Annotated in this window: 18 protein-coding genes; 8 read left to right on the top strand and 10 right to left on the bottom strand. The window is 41.7% G+C overall.

What is annotated here, in order from left to right; translation table 11 throughout:
• Positions 1-13: 13 nt before the first annotated feature.
• From NAF19_RS10220 to NAF19_RS10230, 3 genes are read left to right on the top strand one after another with little or no spacing between them, the layout of a single operon-like run.
• The gene (locus tag NAF19_RS10220; protein ID WP_252789941.1) at positions 14-658 is read left to right on the top strand and encodes a hypothetical protein; all 645 of its coding nucleotides are present in this window, start codon (positions 14-16) and stop codon (positions 656-658) included.
• Complete coding sequence (locus tag NAF19_RS10225) at positions 655-2,349, top strand: capsule assembly Wzi family protein (RefSeq protein ID WP_252789942.1); 1,695 nt, start codon at positions 655-657, stop codon at positions 2,347-2,349. The genes NAF19_RS10220 and NAF19_RS10225 overlap by 4 nt, the downstream gene beginning before the upstream one ends.
• A gap of 15 nt (positions 2,350-2,364) precedes the next feature.
• The gene (locus tag NAF19_RS10230) at positions 2,365-4,065 is read left to right on the top strand and encodes a capsule assembly Wzi family protein (protein WP_252789943.1); all 1,701 of its coding nucleotides are present in this window, start codon (positions 2,365-2,367) and stop codon (positions 4,063-4,065) included.
• Here the strand turns inward: NAF19_RS10230 and NAF19_RS10235 are convergent.
• The 3 genes from NAF19_RS10235 to NAF19_RS10245 form a co-directional block, all read right to left on the bottom strand.
• Complete coding sequence (locus NAF19_RS10235) at positions 4,062-5,126, bottom strand: hypothetical protein (protein ID WP_252789944.1); 1,065 nt, start codon at positions 5,124-5,126, stop codon at positions 4,062-4,064. The genes NAF19_RS10230 and NAF19_RS10235 overlap by 4 nt on opposite strands.
• A 2-nt stretch (positions 5,127-5,128) precedes the next feature.
• Positions 5,129-7,468 (bottom strand): SLBB domain-containing protein, encoded by a 2,340-nt coding sequence (locus tag NAF19_RS10240; RefSeq protein WP_252789945.1) that lies wholly within the window; start codon positions 7,466-7,468, stop codon positions 5,129-5,131.
• A 176-nt stretch (positions 7,469-7,644) separates the two neighbouring features.
• Positions 7,645-8,877: a glycosyltransferase family 4 protein gene (locus tag NAF19_RS10245; RefSeq protein WP_252789946.1), complete on the bottom strand. Its 1,233-nt coding sequence runs from the start codon at positions 8,875-8,877 to the stop codon at positions 7,645-7,647.
• A gap of 477 nt (positions 8,878-9,354) precedes the next feature.
• On the opposite strand from NAF19_RS10245, the gene NAF19_RS10250 reads away from it, so the two are divergent.
• Together NAF19_RS10250 and NAF19_RS10255 are read left to right on the top strand one after the other, a co-directional pair.
• Complete coding sequence (locus NAF19_RS10250) at positions 9,355-10,299, top strand: SDR family oxidoreductase (RefSeq protein ID WP_252789947.1); 945 nt, start codon at positions 9,355-9,357, stop codon at positions 10,297-10,299.
• A 15-nt stretch (positions 10,300-10,314) separates the two neighbouring features.
• Positions 10,315-11,418, top strand: a complete 1,104-nt coding sequence (locus tag NAF19_RS10255) for a glycosyltransferase (protein ID WP_252789948.1) — start codon at positions 10,315-10,317, stop codon at positions 11,416-11,418.
• Here NAF19_RS10255 and NAF19_RS10260 read toward each other — a convergent pair.
• From NAF19_RS10260 to NAF19_RS10280, 5 genes are all read right to left on the bottom strand, one after another.
• Positions 11,415-12,545, bottom strand: a complete 1,131-nt coding sequence (locus tag NAF19_RS10260; protein ID WP_252789949.1) for a glycosyltransferase family 4 protein — start codon at positions 12,543-12,545, stop codon at positions 11,415-11,417. The genes NAF19_RS10255 and NAF19_RS10260 overlap by 4 nt on opposite strands.
• Positions 12,546-13,244, bottom strand: coding sequence for an acyltransferase (locus tag NAF19_RS10265; protein WP_252789950.1), 699 nt, complete (start codon positions 13,242-13,244; stop codon positions 12,546-12,548).
• Positions 13,234-14,628, bottom strand: a complete 1,395-nt coding sequence (locus NAF19_RS10270) for an O-antigen ligase family protein (RefSeq protein ID WP_252789951.1) — start codon at positions 14,626-14,628, stop codon at positions 13,234-13,236. Before NAF19_RS10270 ends, NAF19_RS10265 begins: the two co-directional genes overlap by 11 nt.
• Before the next feature lie 91 nt (positions 14,629-14,719).
• A complete protein-coding gene (locus NAF19_RS10275; protein WP_252789952.1) occupies positions 14,720-15,661 on the bottom strand; it encodes a glycosyltransferase family 2 protein in 942 nt (313 codons plus the stop codon).
• Positions 15,654-16,916, bottom strand: coding sequence for an oligosaccharide flippase family protein (locus NAF19_RS10280; protein ID WP_256484263.1), 1,263 nt, complete (start codon positions 16,914-16,916; stop codon positions 15,654-15,656). The genes NAF19_RS10275 and NAF19_RS10280 overlap by 8 nt, the downstream gene beginning before the upstream one ends.
• A 147-nt stretch (positions 16,917-17,063) precedes the next feature.
• Between NAF19_RS10280 and NAF19_RS10285 the strand changes: the two genes are divergently transcribed.
• The 3 genes from NAF19_RS10285 (at position 17,064) to rfbA (ending at position 19,777) form a co-directional block, all read left to right on the top strand.
• Entirely contained in the window at positions 17,064-17,891 is an 828-nt protein-coding gene (locus NAF19_RS10285; RefSeq protein ID WP_252789954.1) for a 2OG-Fe(II) oxygenase, read from the top strand.
• 152 nt (positions 17,892-18,043) lie between these two features.
• Positions 18,044-18,901, top strand: a complete 858-nt coding sequence (gene rfbD, locus NAF19_RS10290) for a dTDP-4-dehydrorhamnose reductase (protein ID WP_252789955.1) — start codon at positions 18,044-18,046, stop codon at positions 18,899-18,901.
• 15 nt (positions 18,902-18,916) lie between these two features.
• Complete coding sequence (rfbA, locus tag NAF19_RS10295; RefSeq protein ID WP_252789956.1) at positions 18,917-19,777, top strand: glucose-1-phosphate thymidylyltransferase RfbA; 861 nt, start codon at positions 18,917-18,919, stop codon at positions 19,775-19,777.
• A 168-nt stretch (positions 19,778-19,945) separates the two neighbouring features.
• Here rfbA and miaA read toward each other — a convergent pair whose 3' ends face one another.
• Both miaA and NAF19_RS10305 read right to left on the bottom strand, forming a co-directional pair.
• On the bottom strand, positions 19,946-20,869 hold the full coding sequence (miaA, locus tag NAF19_RS10300) for a tRNA (adenosine(37)-N6)-dimethylallyltransferase MiaA (RefSeq protein WP_252789957.1): 924 nt from the start codon (positions 20,867-20,869) through the stop codon (positions 19,946-19,948).
• Between the two features lie 67 nt (positions 20,870-20,936).
• Complete coding sequence (locus NAF19_RS10305) at positions 20,937-21,590, bottom strand: IS1096 element passenger TnpR family protein (protein WP_252789958.1); 654 nt, start codon at positions 21,588-21,590, stop codon at positions 20,937-20,939.
• Positions 21,591-21,639: the final 49 nt, after the last annotated feature.

Consider the following 21,639-nt stretch of genomic DNA (forward strand, 5'->3'; position numbering starts at 1 on the left):
GTAACGCTACCATATGAAAAAAATATTACTCTTCATCATCCCTCTTTGTTTTATTGGGTCGTGCAACAAAAGCACTGTTAGTAACGAGACGGTGGTGTACCATAATGATTTTGAAACCAACGATCTGTCGAACATAACCAATGGCACGATCACCCAATTTAATAATTCCTCGGTATTAGGGCGATATAATGACACCAGTTTTACCCTGTCACTAAAAAGCCTGCCTAATCACGATCTTATTACCATTTCGTTTGATTTGTATATTCACGATAGTTGGGACGGAAATAAAGCTGCTCCTGATGGACCAGACATTTGGGAAATGATAGTAGATAACAGCCGTTACATTTACACTACCTTTTCAAATTCCGACTGTTCACCAGGTAATTTCTGTTCCCCGCAGTCGTATCCACTGGATTATCCCAATAACTATAACAACCCGAAAACCGGGGCGTTCAGGACCGATTTGCCCGGTGCCTGTAGTTGGGCAAGCAGCACCCATGGCACCACAATGTACAAGATTTCAAAAACCTTTAAACATTCTGAAAAAACATTAGTGCTAAAGTGCCTGGATAAACTTGTTCAATCGAACACGATCGATCCAAAATGTGACGAAAGTTGGTCAATAGATAATATCAATGTTAAAGCAATTACCTTATGAAGATCCTGAAGCTTGCATTAATATGTGCGCTAGCAACTTTTGTGCAATTTAGCGCTAAGGCGCAAACTTTGCCTGTTGGCACAACAGCGCTCGAAGACTATTACAGAAGGGCGCAACTCCTTGGAACTGCCGACTCAAGCGTATCGTTTACAGTTCGGCCTTTATTTACCGGCAGCATAACCAGGGGCACAAATATATTTTATCCTGACAGCACGCCACAAAAATACACTGGGTTTGGTTCAAGCAGGCTGTGGAAACCCGCAAAACAAAATGCTTTAGACATTCGGTTATTACCAGTAAGCATTCAAACTCAATTTAATTCCGATCATCCCTACGGATGGAACGATGGTATAATGATACCGGCCAAAGGATTGCAGGGGGTTTTAAGCGCAGGTGTTTTTGCGCAATACGGTCCTCTGACAATACAATTGAGACCGGAGTTTTTGATGGCTGCAAACTCAGATTTTGTAACATTTAATCCCAGTCATTATGATGTAATCTTCGCCCGCTACTATGATATCTACAATAATATTGATTTACCAGCTCGTTTTGGTACTTCAGGGTATGATAGGGTACGCTGGGGGCAAAGTAGCATACGGGTAAATTATAAGGCGATGTCGCTCGGTTTATCGACCGAAAACTTGTGGTGGGGGCCGGGTATCCGCAACTCGCTTTTAATGAGCAATACGGCGCCGGGCTTTTTACACGCAACGTTAAACACCACACGCCCGATAAAAACTGCAATTGGTTCGTTTGAAGGGCAACTCATAGGTGGGAAACTCAATAATTCGGGTTACCCACCCCTGGAACCGGGACATACTTATTTTGGTACCGACTTATACGTTCCGAAGCCCACGGATTGGAGATACCTGGCGGGAATTGTGCTTACCTGGCAGCCAAAATGGATTCCAGGTTTGTTCCTGGGATTTGACCAGAGTTCACAGACCTATGGGAAAGATTTAAATGGTATTAAAAGCATCCTGCCTCTTTTTTCGCAAATAAAGAAAGTTGGGGCGCCTGATGAGCCGATCAATAAGCAGGATGAGCGAAGCTCGCTATTTATGCGCTGGTTATGGCCGCAGGAAAACGCTGAAATTTATTTTGAATGGGGGCATAACAATTATACAGGCGATCTAACTCAGGCTGAATTAAACCCGAGCGAATCGCGTGCGTACATTTTTGGGATAAGAAAATTGGTACCTTTTAATACTGCAAAACAAGAAAATATTTTGATAGGAGTGGAGGTTACTCAATTGCAGGAAACATCTATCGATAAAATTAAAGCTGGGGATGAGTGGTATACAAGCAAGGGCATACCAGAGGGTTATACTAATTATGGCGAAGTACTTGGTGCCGGCATAGGTCCGGGCGGAAATTTACAAACGCTGGAGGTAAGCTGGGTAAAAGGGCTTAAAAAGATCGGACTGCAGTTTGAACGTTATATCCATAATAACGATTTTTATTATTATGCCTACTATGACAGTTATGATTTCAGAAGGCACTGGGTTGATTTGAGCATTGCAGCAAATGGTGAATGGAATTATAATAATCTGTTATTTAACGTTAAGATACAGGGTATAAAATCGTTAAATTATCAATGGTACTTAAAACAGATCGGCAATACATATTTTACAAATGGTGCCAATGCAATTAATTTACAAATTCAGGCAGGCGTTACATACAGGTTTTAACAGCTAAAGTTACAGATGAAAAAGATATTTTTTATATTAAGCATGGCGTTAGCCTTTACCGGTTTGTTAAAAAGCAAGGTAAATGCTCAGTCCGTTCCGGTTGGCACACCTGCTCTTGACGATTATTATCGCAGGATGCAGCTACTTGGAAAGGTCGACTCAAATGTGTCGTTTACCATACGGCCACTCTTTCCAGGCGTGGCGTTTAAAAGGCATAATGTATACGATCCCGACACCACTTTAAAAAATGACAATTGGACACCCACGGGTCCTGTTAGTTTTGCCAATGGTGCCGGATCGTTTCAAATATTGCCGTTTAGCTGGCAACAGCAATTTAATTCTGACCATCCGTACGGTTGGAACGATGGGGCGATGATACCAGCCAAAGGGTATCAAACTATGGTAAGTGGCGGAATATTTGTAAAGTACGGCCCTTTAAGTATCCAATTCCGCCCTGAGTTTGTTTATGCTGGCAACCCGCCTTTTAATGGATTTGCTTCGGGCCATTCAGACAAGGAGTTGATCAAATACTATGCTTTTTACAATTACATTGACAACCCGGAACGTTTTGGAAATAAAGCCTATAGCAAAGCATTTTTAGGGCAAAGCAGTATCCGACTAACCTTCGACCCGGTGTCAATCGGACTGTCAAATGAAAATCTATGGTGGGGGCCGGGTATCCGTAATTCGTTGATCCTGGGTAATAATGCCCCAGGGTTTAAACATTTTACAATTAACACCGTACGCCCGATAAATACCCCGGTTGGATCGTTTGAGTTTCAGGTTATTGCTGCACGTTTGGATGCTACAAACTTTCCGCCATTATTAACTACTACTACCTCAACGGGGGCCAACCTGGTACGGGCAAAAACCAATGATTGGAGATATTATACCGGCGTTAACATTAATTATCATATAAAGTGGGTTGAAGGATTGACACTGGGACTAACCAGGACTTTTGACGCATATCATAAAGATATTAATACACTTAGTGAGTATGTCCCTTTCTTTTTTCCATATCAAAAACAAAGCACCAATGATGGAGACCCAATTCCCCGTGATCAGCTCACCTCATTGTACGCAAGATGGCTGTTTACAAAAGCACAGGCCGAAGTTTATTTTGAATATGGCTTAAACGATAATTCATATAATTTCAGGGACTTTATAGGATCGCCAGATCATTCCCGCGCTTACATATTTGGGTTGCGCAAAATGCTTCCATTTGGTACTCATGCAGACCAGCATATTTTATTAAGCGGAGAGATAACCCAGCTTTCGCAAACTGTGGATAGGTTAGTAAGAGGGGCAGGAGGATGGTACGTGCATTCTGGTGTAAAGCAAGGCCAAACCAATAAAGGACAAGTTATAGGAGCTGGAACGGGTTCAGGGGGTAATCTCCAGTCGATGGATGTAAGTTGGGTTTCAGGGCTGAAAAAACTGGGGGTGAGGCTTGAACGCTACGAACACAACGCCGACTTTAGCGCGTCACTTGCAGATATAAACGGCAATAGCAGGAAATGGGTTGATTTTGCATTTGCGTTGCAAGGCGAATGGAATTATAAAAACCTGATATTTAATGCTACAATTGAAGAAGTGAAATCATTAAACTATGAATGGTTTTTAAAAGATTACGACCCGTCGTCGCAACAATATTATATTCCGCATAACACAGTCTATAACCTTCACGCGATAATAGGAGCAACTTATAGGTTTTAGGCCCTTTTTTTCCGGGTTACCAGTATGTAAAAGCTGAATAATAATCCTGAAATTATCAAGCCACTTAATATGGCAATAGAGTATTTGAGTTTGTTTTTCTTAAGCGGCAATTCAGGTTCGTCAACTATCTGAACGGTTGGTGTTTCCTGGGCTAGCATTGTTTTGCTTGATTCAAGGTTTTTAACTGTTTCAGAAAAAACGGTTGACAGAACAATCTTGTCACGCTCTTTTATGTCAACATTGGCTGATGCCTTTGTATAGGCTGGGTTAACATCAAGCAATGTTTGGTTTGCACTGGATAAGTCGTAAGTTTTATGGTTTAAAATAGCACCAATACTGTCAGCGCGTTGCTGCAGTCGCTCCACATTATTTCTTAGCCGCTTTGTTTTAGTGGTGATAAAAAAGTCAGTTGACTGTTTAATCATCCTGGTGCAAAACAGTTGAGCCAGCTTTTCATCCTTCATAGTAGCATTTACTTCAAAGAAACCAAGTTTTTTATCGGTTTTATCAATCCCAAACTCGCCTGATAAAATAAGTGTGGTCATTTCGTGCAGCAGGCTGTCCTGAAGGCGCGTATTGTTTTTACCGTTTAGCGGGAAGCGCGTTATCTTACCATCAGGACTGTATTTAAGCCACTTTTTATCAAGTTTGTTTACCGCAGCATAGCGGTCGGCAAGGGTTTGCGTGCTATCGTATGCAGTTAAAAGTGTAGCTTTTATCAATTTATGGCTCTTTATCAATTCCTCAACATTGTCGCCGGCTAATACTCCGCTCGCACCGCCAAGGCCATCGAGATTGAATCCAAATTGACCTGCCAGTGCCGAGAGGCCACCTGCGCTGCCTGATGATTTAGCATCATCCACAACAAATGTCAGTCGGGCAGTATACGATGGTGTCCACAACCAGGCCGTTAATGCGCCCGCAAGGCCACCAACAATTAAAGCCAGCGCCAAAGTTTTTTTAAACTGAAAAATATAAGCTATATCCGCAACACGGTCTTGAAGTACCTTTTTTATAGAAAACTCGGGCTCATAAGGATATGGTGGATTTTCCTGGCTCATTCTTATTTATGTAAAATGGCAATAATACTAACTATTGCAGTTAACGCTGCAGCTATGCTGCCAATATCTCCTACGCCTATTTTAATACGGGAATCTGGCGTTTTTTCAGGCACTATGATCTTACTTCCGGGTTTTACTAATGGATAATTGCGAAAGAACAGAAAATGCCGCACAGGTTGGTTTAAACCATCGGGATACTTAATGTAAGCACCCTTTAACCTTGCTTTTTCAGTTGTGCCACCGGCGGCATTAATGTAGTATTTAAAACTGCTGCCGTTATAACTTATATACTGCGGGTTGTTTACCGAGCCCGATACTTCAACATACGAGATAACCCTCGGAACATAAACACTGTCGCCCGGCATTAATACCATATTGCTGTTTTCAATTTTATTACCGTCCTTCCGGGTAAGATCAACATTTACCCGTATTCCTTTTCTGAAAACCTGGGCATTTTGCAGCGAACCGTAAGGCGTTACACCTCCGGCCCGGTTTAAAAAATCAAGCGCCGATTCGTCCTGTTTTTGAACCGCATAATCGCCCGGGAACACCACCTCACCTTTAATGCTCACGTTTCCTAAGGAGCGATAGTTGACCAGGCGCGGCACGTAGATAAAATCCATCGGCTGTAATTCAATGTCCTTCCCGGCCTCCGGGCTATCCATATTTACAACAAAAGTATTTACTAATTTATTGGCTACTGTGTCTGATTCGTTTTTTATAATTCTTGATATCTCAACATGGTGGTCGGCTGCTTCGTCAGCAAACCCGCCAGCCATCGCAATTACATCAGCTAGCTTTAATCCAAAGCGGTATGTAAAAACTGCTGGCTTCCGTACAAAACCATCTACAACGACTTTTTGGTTTGATGTGAAAACATCGCGGTTAAGCACCGTCACCGAATCTTCGCGTAACAAAGCAACGTCATTTTTGCCGGCGACCACGTCGCCAGGGTTAAATGATATCAATTGTCGTTCGAGGTTTGGCATAGTTCTTTTTATATAGCCGCGTTCCATATAGGCTTCTGGCTTTAATCCTTGCGCACTTTTTAGCAGCGCGCTTAAAGTAAAGCCCGCAGTAAGCTCGTAAACGCCTGGGCGGTAAACCGCACCTTCGAGTACTATTCTATTGGTGTAGCGGTTAGTAATGGCTCCTATTTGTACTAAATCGCCATTATGGGGTATGTAGTTTGCAAACAAGTTTGCCGGAACGTCCTTAACCTCGCGTTCCAGCGCATTAATTTGGTCTACTTTGGCAATGCCTTTGTAGGCTACATCAGTAAAGCCGCCTGCATATTTTATAAGCTCGTCTAACTGTTCGTTATCTTTTAATTCATAAATAGCGGGGTTTTTTACTTCGCCGCTAATGCCAACGCGCTTTTTGTAAACCGGGATGCGGATTACATCCTGATCCTCGAGCCTTATATTGCCATCCAACAGCCCCTGCTGAAGAAATGCGTAGAAGTCGACCGTTTTGTATACTTTATTATTTCTTATCAGCTCAATGTTTCTTAGCGATCCGTTTTGATTTGGGCCGCCTGAGTTGTATAGCGCATTAAACAAAGTTGAAAGCGCCGATAGTGTATATGACCCCGGGGTCTTCACTTCGCCCACCAATGTAATCTTGATGCTGCGGGTATTACCAAGGTTTACAGCTAATTGTGTTTGGCCGGAGTTTAAGGCAGGGTAAACCCTGGTCATTTTGGTTTTAATAAGTTTTGTGGCCTGCTCAATAGTAAAACCATTTACATAAATTATACCGGCATAGGGTACCTGAACATTTCCTTCTGGTGTTACCTTCGAGCGTACGCTGCTTTCATTCAATCCGGTTAATAGTACAATCAATTCATCGCCCGGGCCTATCACATAGCCTTTAGGCGTTGCAACGGAAAAATTTGGCTGAAAGCTTAAACTGGTCTGGTTAAAGAAATCGCTTCCGTAAACACGTAAGCCATTGGTGCTGGCAGGAGCTGGGACAGCCGTATTTGCTTTTGGGGTTAATACCGTGTCATTCTCGTCCCTTGAAAAATCTATCTTTTTCTTTTCAGTTGACTGGGTAGATTTTGTTCCTGTTTTTTTGTTGAGGCCAAGCAACGTTACACGGTTTTTAAAGGCATCAACTTCACCTGCAGGCATACCCTTTTGAATGAGTATTTTATAAGCGTCCTGTTCAGATACGCCGGAGTCCTGTAATTTTTTCCAGGCCATTGTTATTTGCTCATCGCTCAAAGCGCCAACCTTTATGTTTTGGATATTTGCGAGTGATACATCCTGCGCTGTTACCCTGGTTGAAAAGGCCGTTAAGGCAAACAATAAAATATAGAATAAGTATTTAATCCGCATGTAAAAATTGAAGTTAAGCTTAGCGTTGCAAATATAAAATATTAAATCAGTGAAATACCATAAATAGCAAGCCTGTGGTGATACGCAGCGTTAACAAAACGAGAGCGGCTTGGTTTGCTGGTTTTTAAAATAAAGTGGTTACAAAGTATCCCTGGTAATTGCCGGGGACAATTTGCCTACAAGCCGGGGATAAGTTTTTGAAGCCTTTCGTAGTGCGTTTTGTTGTTTATAAGTTTGTTAATATGCCCGAGTGCATTTTTTCCCATTTCGGTAACAAGGCTTTCATTATTGTACAAGACTTTGATTCGTTCGGCCAGCTGTGCGGCATTGCCCGGTTCAAACAGCAGTCCTGTATAATTATCAATAACCATTTCGGGTATACCGCCAATGCGGGCTCCAATTACTGGTTTGCCCAGCGCCATAGCCTCAACCACAGTGAATCCTAAAACCTCGTAACACTCGGAGGGACAGATCAAAAAATCAGCCCCCTTAACAATTTGTAAAACTTCTGACTTGCTTTTTTTTCCTAAAAACTCGACATTGTTTAACTGATGCTCAGTTTTTAATGTTTTTAATTCCGCTTCCTGGGTGCCGTCGCCTATTATTTTAAGCTTGATATGGGGGAAAGATTGCATCGCTTTTAATAAGGTATGCGCGCCTTTAATCCGCTCCAGCCGGCCTACAAAAATTATATACTTTTCGGTTGTTTGCGCTGGCATCAGCTTTACCCTTTCAATTTCAGCATAGTCGTAGCCGTGATAAATTTGTACCAGCTTATCATTAAAAAAATTGAATTGCTTATATTTTTCAAGTTGAAAAATTGACGGGCAAACAAAATAATCTACGTAGGCATAATAGTTAAGGTATTTATGAACGTAGTTTTCAAGCGCAGCCACCGTGCTTGCCAGGTATGAACCTTTTTTGCATGAATGGGTAATGCAGTTGTAAAATTTACCGCCAAAGCACCTTTCGCACACCTGGCCATGGCTTACAAAAATACTATCCGGGCAAATGGGTGTATATTCATGCAAGGTCCAAATGATGGGAATATTTCGTTTTTTTAGGATTTTTAAAATAGTTGGGGTGATATAATGGTGGATAACATTGATATGGGCAAAATCAATTTTAACATCATTCAGCAGCCTTTCAAGGTTTTCCTGGGCTTCAAATGAATATATGCTTTTCATTACCACTTTTACTCCGGCGGATATGCTACGTTTGTTAACTTTTTTGTAGTCGATGTTTTCGATAAAGTAACTGCTGTATTCCGAAGGTAGGCTCCTGTCATCTTTCATAGAAAATGGCACAACATTGTGTCCTTTTTGCTGGTAAATATTAACCACATTTTCGACATAAGTCCAGTCACCTCCGGTCGGATACCACGCCCAATTAACAACAAGAATATTCATTCCGAATAATTTTTTAACTTAAATAAAACAAAATTCAAAGATGCCTGTATTAAATGATATTAGTACGATAAAACTAGAAGTTTAAAATTTGGAGGACAATTTTACATTAATAACGGGCCGCTATTTACCCGGTAAGGTCATGAAAATGACCCTAAAAATTAACTCGGTTAAACAATGTTGACCCGCATTGTATCGAATTGATTTAGATTTTCCACGCTGTATAGACTTCCGATAAAGCATTTTGGACGACCCGCTGGTTATAATACCCGTATTTAATTGGTATTTTGGTTGCTAAAATTTTATCTAATTATACTAAAAGCCAAAGTATTTGAATTATTTTATCGATTTTTTAACAGTTTTAAAAAAAATAATCTGGTTGGTAAGGCAAAAAAAGTTAATTTTGGAAAGTGAAGACTATCTATCCCGTCACACTTTTGAATCAACTACCAGATTCTACCTTATGGTTTTAACATTTATATGAAGAAAAAGATTTACATTGCAGGCGCAGGCGGAATGCTTGGGGAAGCTTTTTATCGAATATTTAAAGATGAGTATGAAGTTAAGTGCACAGATAAGGATGTAAATGAAAAATGGCTTAGCTTTTTGGATTTTCGCGATTTTGAGAAATATAAGAGAGAAGTTGAGACTTTTAAACCAGACTATCTTTTTCACCTTGGCGCCTACACCGACCTTGAGTTTTGCGAGCTTAATTTAGACGATACCTACCTTACCAATACTACAGCTGTTGAAAATGCTGTATTCATAGCTAACAACATAGATATACCTTTATTATACATTAGCACTGCCGGTATTTTTGACGGTACAAAGGACTTTTACGACGATTGGGACGAGCCTAATCCGCTTGGCCACTACGCACGTTCAAAGTATATGGGTGAACGTTATGTGAGAGAAAATGCAAAGCGCTACATTATTTGCCGGGCAGGATGGATGATGGGCGGTGGGCCCTATAAAGACAAAAAGTTTATAAACAAGATAATTAAGCAATTGGCTGGCGGTAAACGCGACTTGCATATTGTAAACGACAAAGATGGTACGCCAACTTTTACGGTTGATTTTGCCAAAAATGTTAAGCTGCTGATTGAAAAAGAATATTGGGGCTTGTACAATCTGGTTTGTAACGGCGAAACCAGCAGGCTTGAGGTGGCTGAGGAGCTGGTTAGGATTTTGGGCCTCGAAAATGAAGTTACCTTCCACGAAGTTTCGTCAAGCTACTTTAAAGATACCTATTTTGCACCAAGGCCGCCGTCAGAGCGCCTGATCAATAAAAAGCTTGAGTTGAGGAACATGAATATTATGCGCGACTGGAAGATCGCACTCGGCGAGTATATTGATGACTACTATGTTGACTACTTGAAGGAAAAAAATATCTATTCGACAAAAGAAGATACCATTACTTTATAACTACTACCAGCCATAATGCGCATTGCTGCCTTCGGTTTCCGGTCGGTCCCGCCATCGAAAGGTGCTGCCGGCGCTGATAAATTTGCTTTAGAACTTTTTCCGCGACTTGTTACCAGGGGCCATAGCGTTGTGGCCTATAATCGCCAGTACCCAGACGTTTTTGTTGATGTAGATGAATATAAGGGTGTAAAGATTAAAACCTTTAAAACTACCCCCAGAAAGGGATTCGATACACTGCTGCACTCCTTTAAATGTACCTGGGATATTATTGCAAATAACACCGCCGATATTGTGCATATACAAAACGGAGGCAACAGCATATGGGCCCTGCCGTTGCGCCTGTTTGGTAAAAAAGTATTTATCAGCCAGGATGGGGTAGACTGGAAACGCGATAAATGGCCCTGGTACGGTAAATTATATTTAAAGCTTTCGTCGTTTATTACCGCACACATACCCAACGAGGTGATATTTGATAACGTAATTGCTAAAAAACTTTTTGAAGCAAAATTTAATAAGCAATTTAAGTTTATACCCTTTGGCAGCGAGGTTGAACCGGGTAACGGCAGCACTGAAATACTGGACAATCATGACCTTGAAAAAGGCGGCTATTACTTATTTGTTGGCCGTTTTATCCCTGATAAAGGCCTCCATTATCTTATACCTGCATTCAAGAAATCGAACTCAAAAAGAAAGCTGGTACTTATAGGCGGTTCACCCAACCCTTCACCATACGAAAAGGAACTGCTCGATATGGCAAATGAGCAAATAATATTCCCCGGTTATGTTTATGGCGATGATGTAAATACGCTGATGAAAAATGCTTATTGCTATATCCAGCCATCTGATGTAGAGGGTTTGTCGCCGGTAGTGCTAACTGTGATGGGGCTTAACGTGCCGCTTATAGTAAGCGATATTGAAGAAAACCAATATGCAGTTTTAGATACCGCCCGTATGTTTAAGCAAGGCAATATTGAATCGTTAACCGAAGAAATAAACTTTTGTGAGGCAAATCATTCCGAAATGCTTGCTCTTGCGGAGAAAGCGCAGGTGCGTGCGTTAAGCGTATTTAACTGGGAAATGGTTGCCGATGAACACGTAAAAGTTTTTGCAGAGTCCTAAATAGCCTTTTTAAACACTTCAACCAGTTGAAACGCCGTGTTACGCCACGAGAATAATTTAAGGCGTTCTCTTCCTTTGTTTTTCATGTCCTCACGTAATTCAGGATCATCTAAAACGCTTTTGATCTTTGCCGCCATATCCTGAATATCAAAAGGATTGAATTCCAGTACAGCATCGCCGCCAACTTCGGGCAGACAGGTATTATCTGCTACCAATACGGGCAAATTACTTTTAAATGCTTCGAGGACAGGGATACCAAAACCTTCATTTGTTGACGGGAAAACATACAACAGCGCATTTTGATAAAGTGCACCCAGGTCACTATCAGTTAAATAACCGGTTAGTAATACCTCGTCGCTAATGCTGTTAATCTCAATAGCGTCTAAAATCAATTTGTAATCACTGTCGAAAATATTGGCAGGGGTGGGGCCTGCGAGCACCAACTTTAAATCGGGATAGTTGGAAGCTTTAACTTTTGCAAATGCTTCAATAAGCGCGGGTATGTTTTTTCGTTTAAACATTGAACCGGCGTGCAGCAGGTATTTTTGTGGTGTTAAGCCAAATTTGCTTAATAACAATTCGTCATTCTGAGAATTGCCTGTGGTAGCTAACTCTTTCGGCCCTTCATATATTACTTCCAGTTTTTCATGGTCGATGCCGGTAAAATGATGAATTTGCTTTTTGGACCATGCACTCGGCGTAATTACAAAGGGCGACCTTTTCGCAGCGGGCACCGCTGTTTTCATATACAGCCATAGCCACAGTTTGCCATAAGCTTTTGGCGACTCAAAACAAAAAGCATCATGAAAGACAGGGACGGTTTCATACCCTAAATGAATTATCGGAACGCAGTTGTCGGTACAAAAAACAATGTCACAACCTTTAAAAAATGCTTTTAACGGTAAAATCAATTGCTTCCACAACTGGTATCTGGCGTGCTCAATATATTTTAGTAGTTTATTGTTACCGGCGTAAACAGGAATGCTTGTGTCGATAAAATGAAAACGGATCTCGCCGCTTTCCATGTTTTTAAATTCTTTACAAAGTTCCTCAAGGTAGGTGCGTGTGCCTGTTTTGGCCACCTGCAAATCGCGCACATCAACGGCTATGGTTAATGGTTTCGGCATTTAATTTTCTCCCCTGGTTTTTATCAGCTTGGCAGGCACGCCCGCAATCACTGAATTTGCAGCGAACGATTTAGTAACAACGCTGCCCGCTGCAACTACGCAGCCATCACCAATAGTAACGCCTGCCAATATGGTTGAGCCGGCGCCGACCCAACAATTATTGCCAATGCTTACCGACTGCTTTGTCACGCCTTGTTCCTTTATGGTTAGACTCATATCGTTGTAGAGATGATTTTCTGAGAACACCTGCACATTTGGCCCCATTATCACATCGTTGCCAATGGTTATACCGCCCTGGCCTGCAAAATAGGCCCGTGCACTGATGCCTGTTCGGTCGCCAATAGAAATACCTTTACCACGGTAGGCAATTATCCCGGTGCAAAACAGTATCGAATCGCGGGCGATCGAAACGTTATCGCCAAAGCTGATGCCGTTTTCAGATAGGGCGTTGACACTCACATTATCTTCAAGTATCAAATTTTTACCGGCAGTTATCTTGTAGGCATGCCTCACTTTAACATGACTTCCCCTGAAAAGTAACCCTTTTGACTTTTTTAAAAACAGCTTTAAAAACAGCCCACGGGTAACCTGTATCAGCCTTATCCAGGCAATGCTAAATAAATCCCTTGATGAATGGGGGCTTTCCCACTTATAATTGGGGTCGTTTTTTAATGTTTTTATCAGCTTTTCAATCATCATTTGCCGGATATAATTGTGCCGTTTGGGGTTTCATAATAATACTCATCAATAAGCCACATAAAAACCAATTTACGTAAGATATATACGATGATGACTCCACTTCTGACGTTAACAGTGGGATAAAGAACCCAACTTTTATTAGTAAAACAGCCATACAAACCTTCTTTTCCCGCCCGTGTAAATGTGGTAGCCATTTTAGGCTCGTTTTTATCAGCATGATATAAATCCACAAGTATAAAAATAAGGCAATTATACCAGCTTGGACCCCTATTATTATATATTGGTTTTCGCCGCCCACGTTTTCGCCAAGGCTGCCCGCAACACGGCCCGATGTACCCAGCCCCAGGCCTAAAGGTTTCTCGATCATAGCCATCAGCCCTTCGGCCCATTCCAAAAGGTGGCCAACGCTCGATGGATTGCTAAAGTCGATGGTGTTCATTATCACCTCTGTAATGCCCCCTTTTTGTACACCAAAAGCTGTAAATAAATAAATTAAGTACGCGGCCCCGGCGCCAAGTGCAGCGTGCACTGTATAAGTGATGTATTTCTTTTTGGTGATTAAAGCGTACACATAAATTATAACAAAATAGCTTACAAAGGGTGCCCGCGATAACGCAAATACAATTGAAAGGAATGATGCACCCAAAGCAAGCATGCCTACGCCATTAGGCTTAAACTTGTTATCCTCGCGGTTAAATAACGCTATGATAACGGCCAAAGCCAACAGGGTTGCAGAAGCGTGCTCCAACGGGTTTGCAAAAAAGCTCGCGAAGCGTTTATATCCTCCTTCGGATTGAAATGTCCAGCTCAAGCCAAAATCGCCGCCGGGTTCGAAGTTGAAGAAATAGTAAACGTATTCGGCAAAGCCGGTTTTGCTTTGCAGGTGCTGGTTAAAAATTACCTCGGTAAGTACCACACAGCCTGCGGCAATGGTTAACAAGGCTATATAATTGAAATATTTACTTACGTATACCGCCCGGATATCCATCAGGCGCCCGGTAAAATATACCACCACGAAGAACGATGTGCTTTTAAACGCCATCAGCCTGTTAACAAAGCCTTGTTCACCAATGGGCAATATGACGTAAATAAATGTGTAGCCTAAAAATGCAAGTATTGCATAATCAATTAAATGGAGCCGTGGCCGGTATTGCAGCGATATGATGTTTAAAAACAGCACGCTTAATACCAATACTTCTTTAAAATATTGAAATATGGGAATGAAATCTTTAAGACCGAGCAAAAAGGCAACCGACATTGCCGTGGTGTACATGGAAAGGCCGAAAATGAAGAACACCAATATTCCCTGCAAATTCCCTTTCACCACCTCACGGCAGGCGACAAAAAATGAAGTAAGGAAAATGAGCGGAAATATGAATAACATCCTTTTTTACGTGTATCGTTTCAGTTATAAATTGTAGTTTAGTCAGAAGTCCTGAGTCTGTAGTCAATAGTCTTTTCTTTGGACTCTGGACTTAAGACTTTTGACTCCCCAAAGGCCAAATTAGGCTTTTTGACGTGAAAACTCCCTCTTTTAACCCCTTAATTAAAAAGCCTGCTTTTTGCGTACGGCGGCGCAACAACAAATACCCAAGCAACGCCAGGTAGTAAAAACCGTTGTAAACCAGGTAAACAGGGTACAACAACGGGTTGCCATATCGTCTTAATATCCAGATATGGTTACGACTGGTATAATAGTGAATAACCGGACTTAAAGTGCCTTCTTTTTTTGGTGCAGCTACTTTTGCAGACACTCCCGCCTCGTGGTACATTTTGCATGATGGGAGGTAATGTACCTCGAAACCAGAATCACGCAGCCTGAACGAAAGTTCTACATCTTCGAAATATAAAAAGAACTGCTTGTTAAACAATCCGCTTTTCGCCAGTGCCGAATTACGGAGCAGCATACAGCAACCGGTTACCCATTCGGCTTTTTTAAAGGTATTTAATGCACTGGCACCGGGCACAGAAAGGTCGGATATAGTTTTGCCGGTAAATCGGTTGAATTTCCCTTCACCGTTCCAGATTTGGGTTTTATCGTGCATCCAGTAAATCGCGGGTTGTACAGCGGCGACCTCGGGATGGCTATCCATGTGGCGAAGCAGGCAGCTAACCAGGTTGCTGTCAACTTCTGTATCAGTATTCATCACCAACGAATAGGTATAACCGTTATCGATGCTGTATATAAGCGCCCTGTTATTGCCTTCGGCAAAGCCGAGGTTTTGTTGATTATCAATATATATTAAACCCGGATATTGTTTTTTTAATGTCGATAAAGAATCGTCAGCAGAGCCATTATCGGCCACAATAATATCAAACAAAGCCCCATCGCAATACTGTTTGAGCGAAGCGATGCAATTAGCCGTATGCACAGGCGTATTCCAGTTGAGCAATATCACGGCTACCGGCTTATCCATTTTGGGTATATGGTTTTTTTATGGCATACTCGTACATCAGTACAGCGCTTGTTTCAATTATCAGGGTAAATGCGCCAATTGCCAGGGTCCCGCCGATGCTGACCAGCGCAAACGCAACAACTACCGTTAATATAAAAAGATAAACCGCGATCCTGAAAATATAAACTGTGTTGTTTTTTAAAAGCTGGTCGAGCACGTTTAACACATTAAGCGCCGACATTATAGGAACAAAGGCCATTACTCTTAAAATTAAAACAGCGGTAGGGTTGTGTTCTTTTGATAATACAAACACGATAAAATCGGCAAGGATAAATATCAGTATAGAGCCGGCAAAGAAAACGGCGGCCAGCAGGTACTTTGTTTTTTTGCGGTAGATATTCCATAACCCGGTACTTTGCTGGAATAAGCGTGCCGCATTTGGGTAAATAGCGTTCGACACGGTAATGAGCAGGATCCGGCACTGGCCGATGATTTTATCGCATAAAGTATAAGGGCCGAGCAGTGCTGCATAACCCCAGCGCGGCATGGCAAATATGATGATAGACTGCTGCAAGTTAACCGAGATGTTATTGATAGTGAGGTAAGAGTTATCTTTCCCAATTTTTAGCATTTCCTGCCGCGATGGTAATTTAAAGCCCAACCCGTATTGCGAGGCAAAGTAAACAAGCAGCCCGATGTAGGTAATTGTATTGGCCCCGCCCAGTATAAAATTTACCCAAATAGCATCGTGCGGGCTTTTAATAAAAATCAAAATGGCTATAATTGAAGCTACGTTTGAAAGCATGTTTAATAAATTAAACAACTTCAGCCTTTCGGCGCCGATGAAAAAACATAAGGGGTTAAATACCTCTGCTAAAGCTATAGGTATTGATAAAAGGATATAGGGATAATAATCAACATTAACCCATTGCAGACTAAATAATAGCGCTATAAAAAGCACGAAGATAACTACACGAATGAAAAGGTTATTGTAAAATACAGTGCCCAGTTTTTTTTGATCGGTTAAATAAAACGCTACATCCCTTACGCCGGACTGGCCGGTACCATAATTAATAACAGAACCCGCTAATTGTGCAAACTTGCTGGCAAACATTATTATGCCAAATTCCTTTATACCGATAATGCGCGTGATGATGGGGATAAGCAATAACAATAGCAACATATTTGAAATTTGGATGCTACTTAAATTTAAGAAATTGGCTATGATGTTAGTCGCCTTTAGCTTATTGTAAATGTTAGTTACGCGTTGTTTCAAGTGGTACGGATTGCAGGCAAATTTAACTTAATTTACCCGTAAAAATACGGTTTAATGATGGAGAAATGATACCGGTTGGCGCATTGAACATTTGCTTAATTATGCGTTGGATAAATAATTATATTCGTGAATTATTAAATTTACCGTATGAACTACCTTAACCCGGAAATAAAAGACCTGAAACAGCTTGGGATTGATAAGAGCGAAGAATACCTCAACGCGAGCCCGTTCCCCAGTATAGTGTTTGACAATTTTTTTAACGAGGAAGTTTTAAACCAGGTTTTGGCCGATTTTCCGGATTTATCGCAAAAAAAGGAGGTTATTTCCTACAATAACCACAACGAAAAGAAATTTGAGGCAAAGGGCGAGAAATATTTTAGCGATATAACCAAATCGTTTACACATTATTTAAACTCGCAGCCGGTGCTGGAGTTTTTACAGGAGCTTACGGGAATAAAAGAAACCCTGCTACCCGACCCATATTTTGTCGGCGGCGGGTACCACGAAATTAAGCCTGGCGGCCTGCTGAAAGTGCATGCTGATTTTAATAAACACGATTTTACCAAACTTGACCGCAGAATAAATTTATTGGTTTACCTGAACAAAGACTGGGAGGAAAGCTACGGCGGCCATTTTGAGCTATGGGATAAAAACATGAGCAAATCGTGCAAAAAAGTATTGCCGGTATTTAACAGGGTAGCTATTTTTTCGACAACAGATTTTTCATACCACGGCCACCCGGATCCGCTTACCTGTCCGCCGGACAGGAGCAGAAAATCACTGGCGTTTTATTATTACTCAAACGGGCGCCCCAAAAGCGAAATAAGCGACCGCACTCACGGTACTGTTTTTGTTAGTCGCGCAAAAATGAAAGATGATATAGTAAAGGAACCACTGACGTTCAGGGACGTGGTGCTTGATATTGTACCGCCCATTTTGATAAAGGCAGCAAAAAAAGTAATGAAGCGCGGCTGAATTTATCCGGGATAGTGTCTCAGCAAGCTGAATATTTAATTTTTGCTTCTGATTTGAAATATAGTGACATATTTGCAGCCATAAACACCATTACCTTATCGGCTTAATCTACCTGTAAGCGTTTGGTTTTTATGCAAAAAAGAATTTCTGATATGAAAAATATAGTGGTTTTCGGCGCTTCGGGTCAATTAGGGCAATGCATAAAAGCTGTTGCGGCCGAAAAGCAAATAACAACATTGATTTTCCCGCCCGAGGAAGACGCCAATATTTTAAACACCGCCGGTCTTGAAAAAATATTTGACCAGTACAAACCTGGTTGGGTTATTAATTGTGCAGCCTATACCGCTGTTGATAAAGCGGAAGATGAGTTTAAAATTGCTGAAAAAGTTAATAAAACCGGGGCCGAAAACATTGCGAAATTGTGTGACATAAACGGTGCAGTATTGATTCACATATCCACAGATTTTGTTTTTAAAGGTGATGTTGCCCATCCGCTTAAAGAAGATGATACAGCCAACCCGATAAGCGCTTATGGGAAAACAAAACTCGACGGTGAATTAGCAGTTGCTGCGGTATTGAAAGAGTATTTCATTATCCGAACCGGCTGGCTGTATTCGGAATTTGCAAACAATTTTGTAAAAACGATGCTGAAACTTGGTGCAGAACGGGATGAGCTAAGGATTATAGCTGACCAGGTTGGCACGCCGACCTACGCTATCGATCTGGCTGGCTTTATTTTAATGATTATTTCGGCAGATAGTAAAGCCTACGGCACATATCACTATAGCAACGAAGGTGTAACATCGTGGTTTGATTTTGCGCGGGCTATTTTTGATATATCGGGCACACTGGTAAAAGCCATACCGGTTCGTACCGACGAATATGTAACCAAGGCCACGCGGCCAGCATATTCGGTAATGGATAAAAGCAAAGCAAAACAAACATTTAATATAGAAATACCGTATTGGAGAGACAGCCTTGTAAATTGCGTAGGTAAACTTCAAAAATAACCCCAATATTCTACCATGAAAGGAATAATTTTAGCAGGCGGGTCGGGCACCAGGCTCTATCCCATAACCAGGGCAATAAGCAAGCAACTGATGCCCATCTATGATAAACCGATGATTTATTACCCGCTATCGGTTTTAATGCAGGCCGGCATACGCGAAATTTTGATAATCACCACGCCAGAAGACAGTGACAGCTTTAAACGCTTGCTTGGAACAGGTGAGGAACTTGGTTGCAGCTTTAATTATGCCATACAGGAAAAACCAAACGGCCTTGCCCAGGCTTTTGTAATAGGTGAGCAGTTTATCGGTAACGACAAAGTAGCGCTTATTTTGGGCGATAACATATTTTACGGTACAGGTTTTACAGAGCTAATCCGCAGCTTTAACGATGTGGACGGCGCTGCTATTTTTGCTTACCCTGTTGCGGACCCGGAAAGATATGGCGTAGTAGAATTTGATTCGGATTTTAAAGCTTTATCTATCGAAGAAAAGCCGGCAAAACCAAAATCAAATTATGCCGTACCTGGTCTTTATTTTTACGATAACAGTGTAATTGATATCGCCAAAAAACTGGAGCCATCGCCCCGCGGAGAATATGAAATTACCGATGTAAACAAACGGTACCTGGAGCAGGGCAACCTGCATGTTGGTGTAATGGATAGGGGAACGGCCTGGCTTGATACCGGCACATTCGATTCATTAAGTGATGCTTCAGAATATGTAAGGGTTATTGAAAAGCGACAAGCAACCAAAATAGGTTGCATTGAAGAAGTTGCCTGGCGACAGAAATTTATTGATAACGAGCAATTGAAGGTGCTGGTAGCCAAGTACACCAAGAGTGGTTACGGGGCTTATTTGCAGACGCTGCTGGATTAAAGCCGTACCGTCATGGCGAGGAACGAAGCCATCTCTACATAGGACATTCACGAAATATATATATGTGGGAACTTGGCAGCCGGGCTGGCAGATCCCACATTTTTTTCGCTCCATGATTAGCATGTGCAGAGGTTGCTTCGTTCCTCGCAATGACGTGATTTATAGGGTTTAATGTATAGAATTGACTATCGTATCTGCTAAATGGCTACCTGCATCCAGCCAATCAATCTCTTTATCCTTCCCAAACCAGGTCATTTGCCTTTTGGCAAAGCGGCGGGTGTTTTGTTTGATAAGTGCAATTGCAGTTTGTAAATCAGCTTTCCCGTCAAAATAGTCAAACAATTCGTTATACCCTACGGTGTTCAAGGCATTTAAATGACGGTAGGGCAGGAGGGATTTTACTTCGTCAATTAAGCCTTGTTCAACCATTAAATCAACCCTATTGTTAATTCGATTGTATAATACCTCACGCGGCAGGTTTAATCCAAATTTTAGTATACGGAAAGGCCTTTTGTTACCGGCTGATTTGCGGAATGATGAATATTGTTTTCCCGTACTTTCAAATATCTCCAAAGCGCGGATTACACGCTGAGGGTTGTTGATATCCACTTGTTCAAAATAATCCGGGTCGGCGGCTTTTAATTTTTCCTGGAGATAAATCAGGCCTTTGTCATCAAGTTCATTGTTTAGCCTGTTCCGCACTTCGGGGTCGACGTCCGGGAACTCGTCAAAACCTTCGCAAATTGCTTTAATGAATAGGCCAGAGCCACCTGCCAATACCACAACATCATGAACTTTAAAAAGCGTTGTCAAAAGTTCCATGCATTCCTTTTCATAATCGCCTGCGGTGTAAGTTTCGGTTATAGAAAGCGAATCGATAAAATAGTGCTTAACCGCCGCTAACTCTTCGGCTGAAGGCTTTGCAGTACCAATTGACATTTCGCGATAAAACTGCCTCGAATCCGCAGAAACAACCACGGTCTTAAAATGCCTGGCTACCTCAATAGCAGCCGCAGTTTTACCCGAAGCAGTGGGGCCGGCAATGACGATGAGGGTTTTTGAGGAGTCCATAGTCGATGGACCATAGTCCATAGTAGAAATACGTTTATCGAAAAATGTTAAATCTATGGACTATCGACTATGGTCCATGGACTAAAAATTAATAATCGTCGCCGTGCGAAAGTTTGCTGTCGTCGTCGAAGCCTTCATCGTCAGAAAATTCGCTGCCGAATTCATCTTCTTCTTCCTCATCATCTACGGCAACTTTAGGAACGATATCTTCATCGGCCGATTCGCTAATTTCTTCAAAGTCCTCGGCATCTTCTTCACCGATGGCCATTTCGTTCAAAAAGTCGAAATCGTCGCCTTCGGGTGCTGCAACAGGTACGTTAAGCACGTTGCCAAACTGTTTTGGAGCTTCGCCGGTTGATTTAATAACCGCCGGGTAAGTAACACCTGGTGTTTCGTCCAGTATAATTTTCATTAGCTCAACGTGAAAATCAAAGGGGCGGTCGAAGTTGAAGGTATAGTAAAATTTTTGGTGCGGATCGTCAATATAACTTAACAGCTTTACTTTGTCCATAAGGGCAACCTTACGGTCAATTCTTTTCTGGTTGGGCATAAAGGTAATCTCCTCGCCCTTTATCCACTGGTCGTTGCTGATATAAAAGGACGAAGAATATTCAGGATTGTATCCTGTTGATTGATGGATTGCCCGGTGAAGGTCTTCAAATGTTTGGTTCGACTTTACGTCGATTTCTCTTACCACATCATCATAGTCTTCAAAAGTAATCCTGAACCTGTATAGCGCCATTTTTTAAGTATAGATTTTTTTACAAAAATAGTAATGTTTTATTTATTTC

The sequence above is a fragment of the Mucilaginibacter flavidus genome, assembly GCF_024055575.1.
Lineage (GTDB): Bacteria > Bacteroidota > Bacteroidia > Sphingobacteriales > Sphingobacteriaceae > Mucilaginibacter > Mucilaginibacter flavidus.

What these genes read in the sequence shown, in the direction of transcription:
- NAF19_RS10220 (WP_252789941.1), top strand. Translation starts at nt 14, where the DNA reads ATGAAAAAAATATTACTCTTCATCATCCCTCTTTGTTTTATTGGGTCG.
- NAF19_RS10225 (WP_252789942.1), top strand. Translation starts at nt 655, where the DNA reads ATGAAGATCCTGAAGCTTGCATTAATATGTGCGCTAGCAACTTTTGTG.
- NAF19_RS10230 (WP_252789943.1), top strand. Translation starts at nt 2,365, where the DNA reads ATGAAAAAGATATTTTTTATATTAAGCATGGCGTTAGCCTTTACCGGT.
- NAF19_RS10235 (WP_252789944.1), bottom strand. Translation starts at nt 5,126, where the DNA reads ATGAGCCAGGAAAATCCACCATATCCTTATGAGCCCGAGTTTTCTATA.
- NAF19_RS10240 (WP_252789945.1), bottom strand. Translation starts at nt 7,468, where the DNA reads ATGCGGATTAAATACTTATTCTATATTTTATTGTTTGCCTTAACGGCC.
- NAF19_RS10245 (WP_252789946.1), bottom strand. Translation starts at nt 8,877, where the DNA reads ATGAATATTCTTGTTGTTAATTGGGCGTGGTATCCGACCGGAGGTGAC.
- NAF19_RS10250 (WP_252789947.1), top strand. Translation starts at nt 9,355, where the DNA reads ATGAAGAAAAAGATTTACATTGCAGGCGCAGGCGGAATGCTTGGGGAA.
- NAF19_RS10255 (WP_252789948.1), top strand. Translation starts at nt 10,315, where the DNA reads ATGCGCATTGCTGCCTTCGGTTTCCGGTCGGTCCCGCCATCGAAAGGT.
- NAF19_RS10260 (WP_252789949.1), bottom strand. Translation starts at nt 12,545, where the DNA reads ATGCCGAAACCATTAACCATAGCCGTTGATGTGCGCGATTTGCAGGTG.
- NAF19_RS10265 (WP_252789950.1), bottom strand. Translation starts at nt 13,244, where the DNA reads ATGATGATTGAAAAGCTGATAAAAACATTAAAAAACGACCCCAATTAT.
- NAF19_RS10270 (WP_252789951.1), bottom strand. Translation starts at nt 14,628, where the DNA reads ATGTTATTCATATTTCCGCTCATTTTCCTTACTTCATTTTTTGTCGCC.
- NAF19_RS10275 (WP_252789952.1), bottom strand. Translation starts at nt 15,661, where the DNA reads ATGGATAAGCCGGTAGCCGTGATATTGCTCAACTGGAATACGCCTGTG.
- NAF19_RS10285 (WP_252789954.1), top strand. Translation starts at nt 17,064, where the DNA reads ATGAACTACCTTAACCCGGAAATAAAAGACCTGAAACAGCTTGGGATT.
- rfbD (WP_252789955.1), top strand. Translation starts at nt 18,044, where the DNA reads ATGAAAAATATAGTGGTTTTCGGCGCTTCGGGTCAATTAGGGCAATGC.
- rfbA (WP_252789956.1), top strand. Translation starts at nt 18,917, where the DNA reads ATGAAAGGAATAATTTTAGCAGGCGGGTCGGGCACCAGGCTCTATCCC.
- miaA (WP_252789957.1), bottom strand. Translation starts at nt 20,869, where the DNA reads ATGGACTATGGTCCATCGACTATGGACTCCTCAAAAACCCTCATCGTC.
- NAF19_RS10305 (WP_252789958.1), bottom strand. Translation starts at nt 21,590, where the DNA reads ATGGCGCTATACAGGTTCAGGATTACTTTTGAAGACTATGATGATGTG.